Annotated in this window: 11 protein-coding genes, 1 pseudogene and 1 riboswitch; of the genes and pseudogenes, 4 read left to right on the top strand and 8 right to left on the bottom strand. The window is 34.0% G+C overall.

All coding sequences use genetic code 11. The features are described from left to right. Positions 1-15: 15 nt before the first annotated feature. Positions 16-1,320 (bottom strand): NCS2 family permease, encoded by a 1,305-nt coding sequence (locus HYG86_RS10955; RefSeq protein WP_213165608.1) that lies wholly within the window; start codon positions 1,318-1,320, stop codon positions 16-18. A gap of 133 nt (positions 1,321-1,453) precedes the next feature. Next, a riboswitch (purine riboswitch) is annotated at positions 1,454-1,555 on the bottom strand. Between the two features lie 217 nt (positions 1,556-1,772). Continuing rightward, positions 1,773-2,777, bottom strand: a complete 1,005-nt coding sequence (locus HYG86_RS10950) for a glyceraldehyde-3-phosphate dehydrogenase (protein WP_213165607.1) — start codon at positions 2,775-2,777, stop codon at positions 1,773-1,775. A gap of 470 nt (positions 2,778-3,247) precedes the next feature. Here HYG86_RS10950 and HYG86_RS10945 point away from each other — a divergent pair, with 470 nt between their 5' ends. Then, entirely contained in the window at positions 3,248-4,747 is a 1,500-nt protein-coding gene (locus tag HYG86_RS10945) for an IS1182 family transposase (protein ID WP_213165606.1), read from the top strand. 211 nt (positions 4,748-4,958) lie between these two features. Here HYG86_RS10945 and HYG86_RS10940 read toward each other — a convergent pair whose 3' ends face one another. Next, positions 4,959-5,450 carry a PTS sugar transporter subunit IIA gene (locus tag HYG86_RS10940; RefSeq protein WP_213165605.1) on the bottom strand — a complete coding sequence of 164 codons (492 nt, stop codon included), beginning with the start codon at positions 5,448-5,450 and terminating at the stop codon, positions 4,959-4,961. Between the two features lie 244 nt (positions 5,451-5,694). Next, complete coding sequence (locus HYG86_RS10935; protein ID WP_213165604.1) at positions 5,695-6,153, bottom strand: hypothetical protein; 459 nt, start codon at positions 6,151-6,153, stop codon at positions 5,695-5,697. A 276-nt stretch (positions 6,154-6,429) separates the two neighbouring features. On the opposite strand from HYG86_RS10935, the gene HYG86_RS10930 reads away from it, so the two are divergent. Next, complete coding sequence (locus HYG86_RS10930; RefSeq protein ID WP_213165603.1) at positions 6,430-6,624, top strand: hypothetical protein; 195 nt, start codon at positions 6,430-6,432, stop codon at positions 6,622-6,624. 244 nt (positions 6,625-6,868) lie between these two features. On the opposite strand, the gene HYG86_RS10925 is transcribed toward HYG86_RS10930, so the two are convergent. Beyond that, a complete protein-coding gene (locus tag HYG86_RS10925; protein ID WP_213165602.1) occupies positions 6,869-7,267 on the bottom strand; it encodes a TIGR04141 family sporadically distributed protein in 399 nt (132 codons plus the stop codon). A gap of 80 nt (positions 7,268-7,347) precedes the next feature. Between HYG86_RS10925 and HYG86_RS10920 the strand changes: the two genes are divergently transcribed. After that, a protein-coding gene (locus tag HYG86_RS10920; RefSeq protein WP_425489223.1) for an IS3 family transposase occupies positions 7,348-8,909 on the top strand; the annotation gives its coding sequence in 2 pieces (ribosomal slippage) (positions 7,348-7,828 and positions 7,828-8,909; 1,563 coding nt in all). 105 nt (positions 8,910-9,014) lie between these two features. Here the strand turns inward: HYG86_RS10920 and HYG86_RS18185 are convergent. Beyond that, a pseudogene (locus HYG86_RS18185) lies at positions 9,015-10,099 on the bottom strand (DUF6119 family protein); the annotation flags it as partial. 417 nt (positions 10,100-10,516) lie between these two features. After that, entirely contained in the window at positions 10,517-10,654 is a 138-nt protein-coding gene (locus HYG86_RS10905) for a zinc ribbon-containing protein (protein ID WP_213165599.1), read from the bottom strand. A gap of 173 nt (positions 10,655-10,827) precedes the next feature. Between HYG86_RS10905 and HYG86_RS10900 the strand changes: the two genes are divergently transcribed. Next, positions 10,828-11,871 (top strand): hypothetical protein, encoded by a 1,044-nt coding sequence (locus tag HYG86_RS10900; protein ID WP_213165598.1) that lies wholly within the window; start codon positions 10,828-10,830, stop codon positions 11,869-11,871. Positions 11,872-11,973: 102 nt separating this feature from the next. On the opposite strand, the gene HYG86_RS10895 is transcribed toward HYG86_RS10900, so the two are convergent. Beyond that, complete coding sequence (locus HYG86_RS10895; RefSeq protein ID WP_213165597.1) at positions 11,974-12,888, bottom strand: Fic family protein; 915 nt, start codon at positions 12,886-12,888, stop codon at positions 11,974-11,976. Positions 12,889-12,955 lie beyond the last annotated feature (67 nt).

Genomic DNA, 12,955 nt, shown 5'->3' with positions numbered 1-12,955 from the left:
GTGTTTTTCAGAGTATTATCCGAAGATATAGCCACCCACAAAGTGGAATAGTGAGATTGCAGCTAAGATATAAACAAACCAGTGAACTTCTTTATGCTTTCCTGCAGCAACTTTTACTATTGGGTAAGCTAGGAAGCCTGCGGAGATACCATCAGCGATACTGAATGTGAATGGCATAAATACTATGGTCATAAATGCTGGGAATGCATTTGTGAAATCCTCGAAGTCTATCTCTTTGATTGCACCCATCATAAGTACACCTACAATAATAAGGGCTGGAGCAGTAGCAGCACTTGGAACTATACCGATAAGTGGAGCTAGAAATAAAGCTACTGCGAAAAGTGAACCTGTAACAACAGATGCAAGACCAGTTCTACCGCCTTGAGCAACACCTGCTGTACTTTCCACATATGTTGTTACTGTACTTGTACCTACCATAGCACCGAACATTGTACCTACTGCATCCACAAGCATAGCATTTTTAACTTTAGGAAGACGACCTTTGTCATCTAAATAACCTGCACGGGCACCAGTTCCAAGTAATGTACCCATTGTGTCAAACAAGTCGATAAAAACTAATGAGAAGATTGTCATAAATCCAAGACTGAAAGCACCTCTAATGTCTAGTTTGAAAGCAATTCCTTCAAGGGTAGGCATTGCGAAAAAGTCTTTAAAAGAATTGATATTTTCAAAGTTTGTTACTCCCATAGGAATACCGATAATTGTTGTAGCAACTATACCTATAAGTAAACCACCTTTAATTCTAAATGAGATCAATGCTGCTGTTAAGAAAAGTCCTATTATAGCTAAAGTTGTTGGAGCATAAGTTAGGTCACCTAGTGAAACTAGAGTTGCTTCATAAGGAATGATGATGCCTGCGTTTTTAAAACCGATAAGTGCTATAAAAAGACCAATACCTACTGAAACTGCAGCTTTAAGTGATTTAGGTACAGCTTCATCGATTTTTTCAATGATACCACCAAAGGCTAGGATTAGGAAAACGATTCCTGAGATAAATACTGCACCTAGTGCTACCTCCCATCCGTATTGTGGCGCGATTGTAAATGCAAAAAATGCGTTTAGCCCCATACCACTAGCTAGAGCAAATGGATAGTTAGTGAAAAGACCCATAAGTATTGTAGAAAGTGCCGCGGCTAGAGCTGTAGCTGTAACTAACGAGTTAAAAGGCATACCAGTTGTAGATAACATATCTGGATTTACAAATAAGATATAAGCCATTGTCATAAAAGTTGTAATACCTGCTAAGATCTCTGTTGAAGTGTTACTGCCTCTTTCTTTGATTTTAAAGAATTTTTCCATTTGAGTACCCTCCTAAGAATTTAAAATAATAAAATAAGTTCAAAAATAAAAACCCAAAACCGATAGAAAAAATATTTTCCACGGTCTTGGGTTATACATCCAAGTAAGCATTTGCTTAGCTAAAGCAACTAAAAAAGTTGTCTTCAACACCCGTAGTCGGTCAATTTACGGCAGACCGGTAGAGACTTGTGGACCATATCACCACATTTATACGAGTTTGTATTCGGTTTTTAATGACTACATGTTTATAATAAAAGATTATTCGACATGTGTCAATAAAAAAACACGAACAATATAAAATAATTTTCTATTATTGTTCGTGTTTTTTATCAAAACCCCTTTTTAACAGAAATTCTTTTTCGAAATTACTGTTAAATCAAACTCGCAATAAAGATATTTTTGTTTTTTAATATCCTTTGCCTTTGATTTAACATTTATTCATATTAGTTATCCTAATTAGAAAGACCAATGTATTTAACAAGGTCAACAACTCTACTAGAATATCCCCATTCATTGTCATACCAGGCCATTATTTTACATTGCCTTTCACCCATGACCATTGTGGAAAGCCCGTCCACTATTGCAGAACTTGAATTGCCTATATAATCAGAAGAGACCAATGGTGCTTCTGAGTATTCTACTACCCCTGCCATCCCATTAAGAGACGCTTTTTTTAAAGCAATGTTTATTTTGTCCACAGTCACTTCTTTACTCAAATTGGCAACTAGGTCAACTAGGGAAACATTTGGTGTGGGTACCCTAAGGGCTAAGCCATTTAGCTTTCCTTCTAAATGGGGCAAAACTTTTGATACAGCTTTAGCTGCTCCCGTTGTTGTTGGAATTATGGATTGACCACATGCCCTAGCCCTTCTCAGGTCTTTATGGGGGTTGTCTAAGTTATTCTGATCATTGGTGTAAGAGTGGACTGTTGTCATAAGGCCAGACTCTATCCCAAAAACATCGTCAATGACCTTTACTATGGGTGCTAGACAGTTTGTGGTACAAGAAGCATTTGAAACTATATGGTGCTTTGTACTTATATATTCCTTTTCATTTACTCCCATTACTATTGTTATATCTTCATCTTTTCCAGGAGCTGTAAGAACTACTTTTTTTGCTCCTGCTTCTATGTGCTTGTATGCACCTTCCCTTTGATTAAATTTACCTGTAGCTTCAACTACTATTTCTACCCCTAGGTTTTTCCATGGCAGTTCAATGGGGTCCCTATGATTTACTATTTCTATGGTTTTGCCATTTACAACTAGTCTATTGTCCTTGCCAGATACCTCACCAGAAAAAATTCCCTGAATTGTGTCATACTTAATAAGGTGTGCTAATACATCACCAGTATAGCTAGCATTTATAGCAACTATATCAATAGTAGGGTCGTTAATGGCCCTTCTAAATACCATTCTGCCAATGCGTCCGAATCCATTGATTCCAACCTTAATCGTCAAAACTACCACTCCTTATGTCTATATTGCTTTTTCAAATCATCATTAGTATATCATATTTATAAAATAATGCTATACTTTTTATGATATTTTCTCTGACTAACATAATATTTATAGTAGACTTGGACCTTAGAAACGAATAAATAAACCAGTATTACTATTAAAAAAGCCCTTTCCACCTTCTAATACAAAAAACGCCCCGATTATATCGGGGCGTTTCAGCTTGTAGACAAACCTAAGACAAAGTCATTGACCCTAGATGTGCATATTAAAAAGCAGTACAATTAATTCGAGGAGGTAGACTTAAGAGCTGAATATCTAAACGGAAGAAGGGGCGAGAAACAGGACGTCAGACTGTGTGAGAATTAAACAATAATATATGTCTAAAATGCCTCCAAAGTACTGTAAATACAGTACTTTTCCCTTTTTCTGTAGTATAATTAAGTTATAGAATATCGGAGAGGGGATTTTAAATGTCATTTATACAAGGTACAGATAGAAAGCAAAAAACAATGTTTCCTGACTGCATAGAAGATTACATAGGTGAGGATAATCCCGTTAGGGTAATTGATGAATACGTAAAACTGGTCAATATGAGTGCATTCACTAAATCAAAGGAACACCGCAGAGGTGCACCAGGATATCATCCCTCTGTTTTATTGAAGTTATATCTATATGGGTATGTAAATGGCATAAGATCATCTAGAAAGCTAGAAACAGAATCTCACAGGAATATAGAAGTGGTTTGGCTATTACAAAAACTAAAACCTGATTTTAAAACAATAGCTGATTTCAGGAAAGAAAATAAAACTCAGCTAAAACAAGTTTTCAAGGATTTTACTAAGTTGTGTAAGGATCTCAAACTATTAGGCGAGGAATTCATAGCAATAGATGGGACTAAAATTCAAGCTAATAATTCAAAGAAGAATAATTTCTCAAAGAAAAAAATACAAAGACACAAACAATATATCGAAGATAAGGTTAATTCCTATCTAGATTTGTTAGAAAGCAGTGACAAAGACGATTCACCTAAACTTAAGTATACACCTGAAGAAATTCAGCAAAAAATTGAAAAACTCAAGGAGCGTAAAATTAAATTTGAAGAGTTGGAAAAAAAACTACAGGATAGCGAATGTAATGAAGTATCTACAGTTGACGAAGATGCTAGGCTTATGGACAACAAAAACAATGGTGTTACTGTAGCATATAACATACAAACAGCTGTAGACTCTAAGCATAGTATTATAGTGGCATATGATGTTACAAACAATCCCGCAGATCAAGGTAATCTAAATTCACTTGCAGAAAAGGCTAAAGATATATTTGGAAAAAGGAAACTTGAAGTAGCAGCAGATAAAGGCTATTACCAAGCAGACGACCTCATGAAATGTGAGAGAAACGAAACAACAGTCTATTTGCCAAAACAGTCGTATTCTAACGCCACAGGAGACAAAGATTTCTACGGAGATAAATTTACTTATGTGCCTGAAAAAGACTTATATATTTGTCCTTTGGGCCATGAATTACGCAGAATAAACCACAAATCAAAAGAACCAAAAAGAATAAAATATAGAAACTACGATGCCTGTAAAAACTGTGAATCAAAAAGCAAATGCACCACTGCAGCCAAAGGCAGGATAATAAATCGGTCACCTAACCAAGATTTTTTGGATACTATAGATGCTAGAACAGAAGCAAATATGGACAAATACCTACAAAGGCAGATGATTGTTGAGCATCCTTATGGAACCATCAAAAGGACAATGAATGCTGGGTATTTTTTAACAAGAGGGATGGATTCTGTAACTACAGAGACAGCCCTAGTTTTGCTAGCCTATAATTTTAAAAGAGTAATAAATATTATAGGAGTGAAAGAACTACTAAGGATATTAGTAGCTCTTAGACCCACTTTATCATTGTATTTTTATATGTTTAAGTCATATTGCACCAAAAGACAGGAAATTTACGGCTAATCCTTGAGTTTTTAGAGATTAGCCACACAGTCTGACGTTTCGAGAGCTCCACTGAACCATGGACGGTGAATTGGAGCGGTACCCTTCTGGAGTTTAGATAGAAGCCTTAAGTCTCGACGTAAAATTTTGTACAGCGTTTAAAATGCGACATTCCTAAAAAATGACTTTGTCATCATTCTGAACCGCCCCGATTATATTCGGGGCGCCTAATTTATTTTTTTACTTCCATTACTACGTACTGGTTATCATTTGCTGTTCCGTAATTTTTTTCTATGTTGTATTGTTCTTGTTCTGAGTTAGTTATAACAACTGGAGTAATCATGGACTTTGCCTTCTCTTTTATTGTTTCAAGGTCAAATTCAAGTAGCTTTTGCCCAACTTTTACAGATTGACCAGGCTTTACAAAGGTTGTAAAACCTTCTCCCTTTAATGCAACTGTTTCTAAACCAACATGAATAAGTAACTCAATCCCTGTTTCACCTTTGATTCCAATGGCATGTTTTGTATCGAAAACTTGAACAATCTCTCCATTTACTGGTGAGTAGACTACTCCTTCAGCAGGATTTATAGCTACACCGTCTCCTAACATTTTTTGAGCAAATACAGGATCTGGCACCTCTGTTAATTCAATAACCTCACCTTTAATAGGAGCAAAAACTCTGTAATCCACTTCTTCTTTTTTCTTTTTAAATAAATTAAACAATTATTTCCCTCCTAATCTAAACACTAAACTATAATTTTTACCTACTTCCACTCAATGGTTCATGGGGGTTTTGATGCGATGTCGTATACAACACGGTTTACCTAGTCTACTTCATATCAGCCTTTTTTAAGTAGATTGATTTGATTTCAGTATATCTGATAGTTTTGATTACCACATTATTATTATAACTAATAGATAGTTGTATTGTCCATATTACTTATCTGATGTTTAGTTATTGAATCCTTTACTCGGATATCCTTACCCTAAAGCCATATTGAATTATCTCATTGGTTTCGTTTGTCACTTGTAAGCCAACTATATATAACCCCGGCTCCATTGGTAAAATAAGACTCTGAATTCCATTTAGTGTAGACTCAACCACTTGCCCCTCTTTAATAACAGCCCAACTTATAGCTGAAGTTTCTGGAAATAACCCTTCAGTAAATTCTAACTGAACTTCAGTATCACTTAAATCAATATTTATCATCTCTAGTATTTCTGTGTATTCATGTATACTAATCATTCCTGAATACTTAACACTTTGACTATAGGCCACTTTATCTACTTTAGTAACAATTCCCGAACTATCTCTTATACTAAGTTCCATGTCTCTAAATTCCTTTTGATTAGTAGAAAGATAAATAGATATGCTCAAGATTACTGCAGCTATGATAATAACTACTCCCCAAAATACCTTTTTCATAAACTCTACCCCCTAGTAAATATTCCTCAGAATAATTATATCATGGGAAAAATTCAATGCAATAAAGTTTGTAGTTTCTTCGTGAAATTTCAATAGTTTTGAATATTATACTTTTATCGCTTATAATCTGCTATAATTAGAATAATGGTAAGTAATAGTAAAAGTTGTGGTCATTTGTTTGTGGAGATTATTATTTATATGTTCTGGTTTTCGCAGGTCAAGATATACACTAGCCATAGAAAAATAATGAGTTCGTATTGAGAGGATGCGATGTTTATGAAAAAAGTCTTAACATCCTTTTTGTTATGCCTTGCAGTTGTATTTGCTGCATATATTTTTTGGGATTCCCTTGGATTTTATGGTAGTAATGGTGAATATCTGGTTCATCTTCCAACCCACGCACTACTGACAGGACTAATTTTTGCAGTTGTATATTGTACAATGATAATCGTTGATAAGTCGAAAAAATAACAACTCTATTAATTAAGAAAACTCCCAAAGGGTGCTCAGTAAAAAACTAAAAATTTCTTGGTATTAAAAGAGATAACAGTAGAATCTGTTATCTCTAATTTTTTTCTACTCCCACTCGCTAAGTTTTATCTAATATAAGATACATATGTATCTGTTTCGTTGTGCTTTTGATAATCATTTCTCTATATTAATTCGCTATTTTTTAGAGAAGTCAAATTTTTAGTATCACAGTAGTAGCATAAATTTATCTTGCATCATGTATATTTTTAATACTAACATCTAGCCCAAATGCCTGTAATCTAGATTTAGCATGTCTGAATGCGACTTTGCTGAAAAATGGTATTTTAGGTAAGCTATCCGTATCCTTACTAATGATTCCAAATACAATCTTAACTTTCCTAGCATCAGAAATTTGAAATTTATCCCCTTTTTCTTGCTCTCTAATTTTACTATTAGCTTTTTTAAAGAAATTTTTATCTGCAACAAGTAATTCTGCTGACACAACACCTTGATTAAACAAATGACTTAGTGTCGAAGATCCTGAATAGGGTTTTAAATGTATTAACTCTTGAGACGAGGAAATAAGATCGCATAACTCTATACTACTACGACCTCCACCATGCATTATATTTTTTTGATCCATAGCCCTATATGTTAGGATAGTTGTCGTGTAGAATTAAAAGTGTATAATGAAATTACGACAATTACCTAAGGAGATCAAAAATGGCTAAAGACAGAAATAACAAACAGTACTCAAAAGAGTTTAAAGAATCAATACTTAAAAGAATAGCAGATAATGAGTCGGTACCTAAATTATCAGAAGAACTAGGTATATCTAAATCTACCCTATATCAATGGGCTAGAAATGAAAAGAAAACTCAAGGTGATGTACCTGATAATAAACCCTCAACTAAGTGGAGTTCAGAAGATAAATTCCATGTTGTGCTTGAGACAGCCTCCCTTTCAGAAGTAGAGTTAGCAGCATATTGCCGTAGAAAAGGTATCTATGTAGATGACGTTAAAAGCTGGAAACAGCAATGTCTAAAGGCCAATACCACTGTTTCTAAAAACCCTCAAAAGATAGATGAAGAACTTAAAGCAGAAAAGAAAAAAGCCAAAGATCTTGAAAAAGATCTAAAACGTAAAGAAAAAGCATTGGCAGAAGCGGCTGCATTATTAGTGCTTAGAAAAAAGGCCCAAGCGATCTGGGGGGACCCAGAGGAAGAATGATCAGCAGTTCAGATCGCAAAGTGGCAGTAGAGCTGATAGATGACGCAAGGGCTTCTGGCGCCAGATTAAAACCAGCATGTGAAGAACTAAATATCAGCGAACGAACTTACCAGAGATGGACAGCAGGTATCAGTGATGATATTAAGGAAGACCAGCGTCCTTTAGCTACAAGACCTACTCCAAAAAATAAACTATCTGAAGAAGAGCGGGACGAGGTTGTAGCTGTGGTAAACAAGCCTGAATTTGCTGATTTAGTGCCCTCTCAGATTGTTCCTAAACTAGCAGATCAGGGTAAGTATATTGCGTCTGAATCAACCATTTATCGTGTACTTAAAGAAGAAAAAATGAATACTCACAGAAATAGAAGTAAACCACCAATTAGAAGGCCTATTCCAACTCACATTGCAATAGCACCAAATCAAGTATGGACATGGGATATCACTTGGCTACCAGGCCCCGTAAAAGGTCAGTACTTTAAGCTATACCTAATTGTAGATATTTATAGCCGTAAAATTGTGGCCCATGAAGTTTGGGAAACTGAAAATGCTCAATATGCAGAATACCTAGTCAAAAAAGCTGTTTTAGCTGAAGGTATTGCTGGAAAGCCATTAGTACTACATTCTGATAACGGAAGCCCAATGAAAGCAGCTACCTTCTTAGCCACCCTAGAAAAGCTAGGGGTACAGAGCTCCTTTTCAAGACCAAGAGTATGTAATGATAATCCCTTTTCAGAATCCTTGTTTAAAACCTTAAAGTATAGACACAAATACCCAACTAAAGGCTTTTCAGAACTATCAGAATCAAGAAAATGGGTCCTGAAATTTGTCAATTGGTATAATTATGATCATTTACATAGTGGAATTAACTTTGTGACACCAAATCAGCGCCACAACGGTCTAGACAAGGCTATTATGGAAAAACGAATAGCTACTTATGAAGCAGCTAAAAGAAAACATCCTGAAAGATGGTCAGGATCAATTAGGGATTGGTCTGTCCAAAAACAAGTTACCCTTAACCCTGTTAGGGAGAAAGAATTTGAAGAACAGGTAAGATAGTTTTACTTAAACACGACAACTTACTTGACAAACACCGATAGCCAGAAATTTAGAAGCATTTTTACTAGCAAAATCAATAGTATATGCACTTTCACTATCGTGCACATAGGTTCTTTCTTGAAAGTCAATTTGTGAAATAATAGTACTGGCATATTCGGTATTAATATCTTTTACAAATGAATTGTTAATACGATACCATTTTCCAGCATTGATACAATAAGCCTGTTCATCTATAATGCACTCGCCATAAATACATCTTAATGAGTTCCATGACATCAATTTTGAATCATCTAATGAAGAGATCACGGAAATTTGCTTAGATTTTAATTGATCAATAGAAATAAGGGGGTTAGAGAATGACTTTTTAACCTCATTAACATCGATATCATCAAAAATTTCTTTCCCATGATACTTATATCCACGTATATTCTCCCAGTCAACTAATTCAGGCGCTGCCATCCAAAATTGATTTGAGTTATTGTTTATGGATTCTATTAAAAAACTATTCAATTTTTCTTTTTCACTAGATGATTTTATATTTTGGATTTGGTCTATCCAAGCAAAATTTTCTTTATACTTGTCGGATTTATATTGATTAAATACTTTGATTAAAAATTCGCCAATCTTGGTTATGTCCACTTCATCTGAGCAAATAAAGCATCACTACCTGAAATAGTTCCTTTAACAAAAGTATCTGACTCTCCAGTAATATGACTTACTAAATCGCGATTTATATCTAATCCAAAATCGTTAATCTTAGATTTTAAGGGTAATTGTTCATAACTTAGTTTCTGATTTCCACCAATATTAGTTTTGTTAATTCTCCTTAAACTGTCATGCTTAATAGAATTTAGAGACACTTTAAGACCAAAGCGTTCTTCAATAACATCGTCATTAAGCATATTCTTGCCATATCCCATAACAATAGCAAAAATTCTAGATTTAACATTCCCAATATTCACTCTTTTTAATGCAACAGCTCTTGCATTAGCTACAAATAAATTTTCAGTATCAACTGAATCTTTTAGAAAGTTAGTAGCCCAATGCGGTTTGATATTCTCAGAATAACCTAAATATACATAGGTATTATCATCAATAATTTTAATATCGTTAGAAGATTTGATTATTTCTTGGAAATTTTCAAATTCTTGTTTTATTAAATATATTGTTAGCTTATTTTTCTTTGACAAATAATTTTCCCTCCATTACTCAATATTATTTTTTGGTGAGCTATCAGGATTAGACCTTACATAATCACCTGTTGCACCTTTAACTACATGAGAATCACCATAGGAAGGGTTACCCTTATTCATCCGATCGATAACTTGTTCTATTCCGATAGTTCTTCTGTTTGCTCATTTATAAAGCTTGCATTAAAACCAGAATCTGACTCTTCTTTAACTCTAAGTACTTTTTTATTCATATCAAATTCCTTTAATTATTCAGTCGTTACACATCAAATAACGACTGCTATAGTTGACGAATCAGGAATTTCTATGTATAATTTTAAAGTCAATAAAATAATATCACTGATGTTAGAAATTTCTAATTTTTGACTAGATATTGCTCCCTAAATTACTTTTGGCGAAGTAGTTTAGGGTATTTTTTTACCCTTTGCGATAAGTTGTTTCTGTACATTTAGGGCATGGTGGCAAAGTGTCGGTACTGTCATCTAATCGCACAATTTGACCGCAAGTTGTGCAAATGTATGTACCTTTCCCAGGTCTTTCGCCAGTTTTATACATAATTGTACCCTCCTTTCTTTAGTCCGGTTGGCCAACCTCTATCCATATTTTAACACAAACACTTAAAGTGTCAAGTACTTTCGGTTAATTAATTAACCGAGTATTTGTTTAGGTTAATCTATTGACGTTTTATAATTTAAGTGATATAATTTAATCTTAATAGGAGGTGTCTTATGCCTAAGATAGTAATAACGGGAGAAATGGCTCAGAAATTAAAAGAATTTCGCATAAATTACAACATAAAAGCTAAAGATGTTGCTGACCATATAAATAAAACAGCCGCGTACTATTCTAAATTAGAAAATGCCGCTATAAAAACAGTTGAATACTCAACTTTTGTGAAAGTGTTAAACTTTATTACCAATACAGATACGGGTTATCCTACTTTTATGGAAAGTATATCCGAAAACCTTTCAGATGAAGATTTAAAAGAAAATATAGCATTTATGAATTTTGATAGTGTTGAAAGAAATATACCTGTTCCGGATAGCTTAATTGACGATATAAATAACAGAATTGTTGATTTGCATATAACTAGTAATGATTTAGTTGAGTATATTAATCAAAACGAAGATCTAAATGATCTATTTACCGAGGAATTTAATTTAGATGACAAAGAGATAAAACCTAATTGTTGGTACAGTCCCAAAGATTTTACAAACAAAGAAACCAATGTTAAATCATTTATTGTCATAAATTTAGATATTACAAAACTAGAGAGTTTATTATCTAAAAACACTACAAAATCGAATTGGATTACACTTTGTTCAGTCATGTATCATTTACTTAAACTTGAACATAAAGATCAATTAGTGGATATCGCAGCGCTCCAAATAGAAGCAAATGATATACTTGTAAAGCACAAGTTCTATTCACTAACAGATAAATCTAAGTTTGCTAAACAATCAAAATCAAAGGAAGAATACGACAATCTTTTAAATGACTTTGATAAAAACAATATGATCTATGTTTCCAAAATTTTATCTGCCATAAAATTCATTTCTGATTATGATATTAAATATGCCAATAAATTACTTGAAAAAATAGCAACAAATATTGACGTTGATCCAAGCTTTACTCTCCGGTTTATGGCTACAGAAGTATCAAAATTGAGTGATTTGTCAATAACCGCTAAAAAGGAGTTTTTAAATCGTATTGATAAACTTATAGAAGAAACTAAAGAAAACAATTCGGATCAAATAGAAATTTTTGATTAAAATTAAATTTGTCTGTAAAACAATGAAATAGTTAAAAAGGATGTTATAACCTATCATAGGTTGTAACATCCTTTTTAACTATTAATTATTTGTTTATTAAACCTAAGCTAAAATCTCCACATACTTCTCCAGTCTCTCATTCACATACCCTGCAACCATCTCCACCATTGGTAATTCATTGTGATTGCGATAATACTCATCAAAAGCCTGATAATATTTTCTTCTATCAGAAAACTTCACATCTATAGCAGGATAGCCATTCTGCATTAGTTCTAAGTTGATAAGCAATCTTCCTGTACGTCCATTACCATCAATAAAAGGGTGGATACCCTCAAAATCTAAGTGAAACAATGCAACTGCTTCTACAAGATGCATTTTATCCTTTCTTTGTCTGTGATTTACTAATAATTCATTCATCATTGGTTCAACCATATAAGGCTGTGGAGGCTCGTGGAAAGCACCCATAATGCGTACAGGAATACGTCGAAAAATACCTTTGTCTTCAGGTCTATCCATTAAAACAAGTGAGTGTATATTTTTGATCACATATTCTGAAAACTCCACCTTATCGCTAACAAGGCTTTCTACATATTGAAACGCATCACGATGCCCAATAATCTCTAAATGCTCTTTTAATGGTTTTTGGTCAATTGTGACACCTTCTAAAACCATTGCTGTCTCTTGCAAGGTGAGAGTATTACCCTCAATGGCATTGGAGTTGTAGGTAAATTCAATCAAAAACTCATCTCTCAAACGTTCGACCTCGCCTTTGGTCAGTGGACGCATATTAGAGAGTTTTTCTAAGTTTTTATCAATATTATCAAGTAGCTTTTTTAGGACAGTGCGATTCTGTCCCTTGCTACGACCGTCCTCTGGCTTTTTTGCTTCGGTTGGTATCATATAAAGGTTGCCTTTGCGAATGACACCCTCAATTCTATTTTCTTGGCAAAGAATACGCACTCGACGGGTAGACAGACCCCATTTTTCTGCTGCTTCTGATACTTTCATGTAATCCATCTTACTCACCTCATGGAAAATATTTGCATAGGAATAGTATATCATAATAATAGGAATAAATACAAGG

Source organism: Alkalicella caledoniensis (assembly GCF_014467015.1).
In the GTDB taxonomy this organism is placed as follows: Bacteria; Bacillota; Proteinivoracia; order Proteinivoracales; family Proteinivoracaceae; genus Alkalicella; species Alkalicella caledoniensis.
The sequence above is the reverse complement of the archived record's forward strand: the minus strand, read 5'-3'. Positions and strand labels throughout refer to the sequence as shown.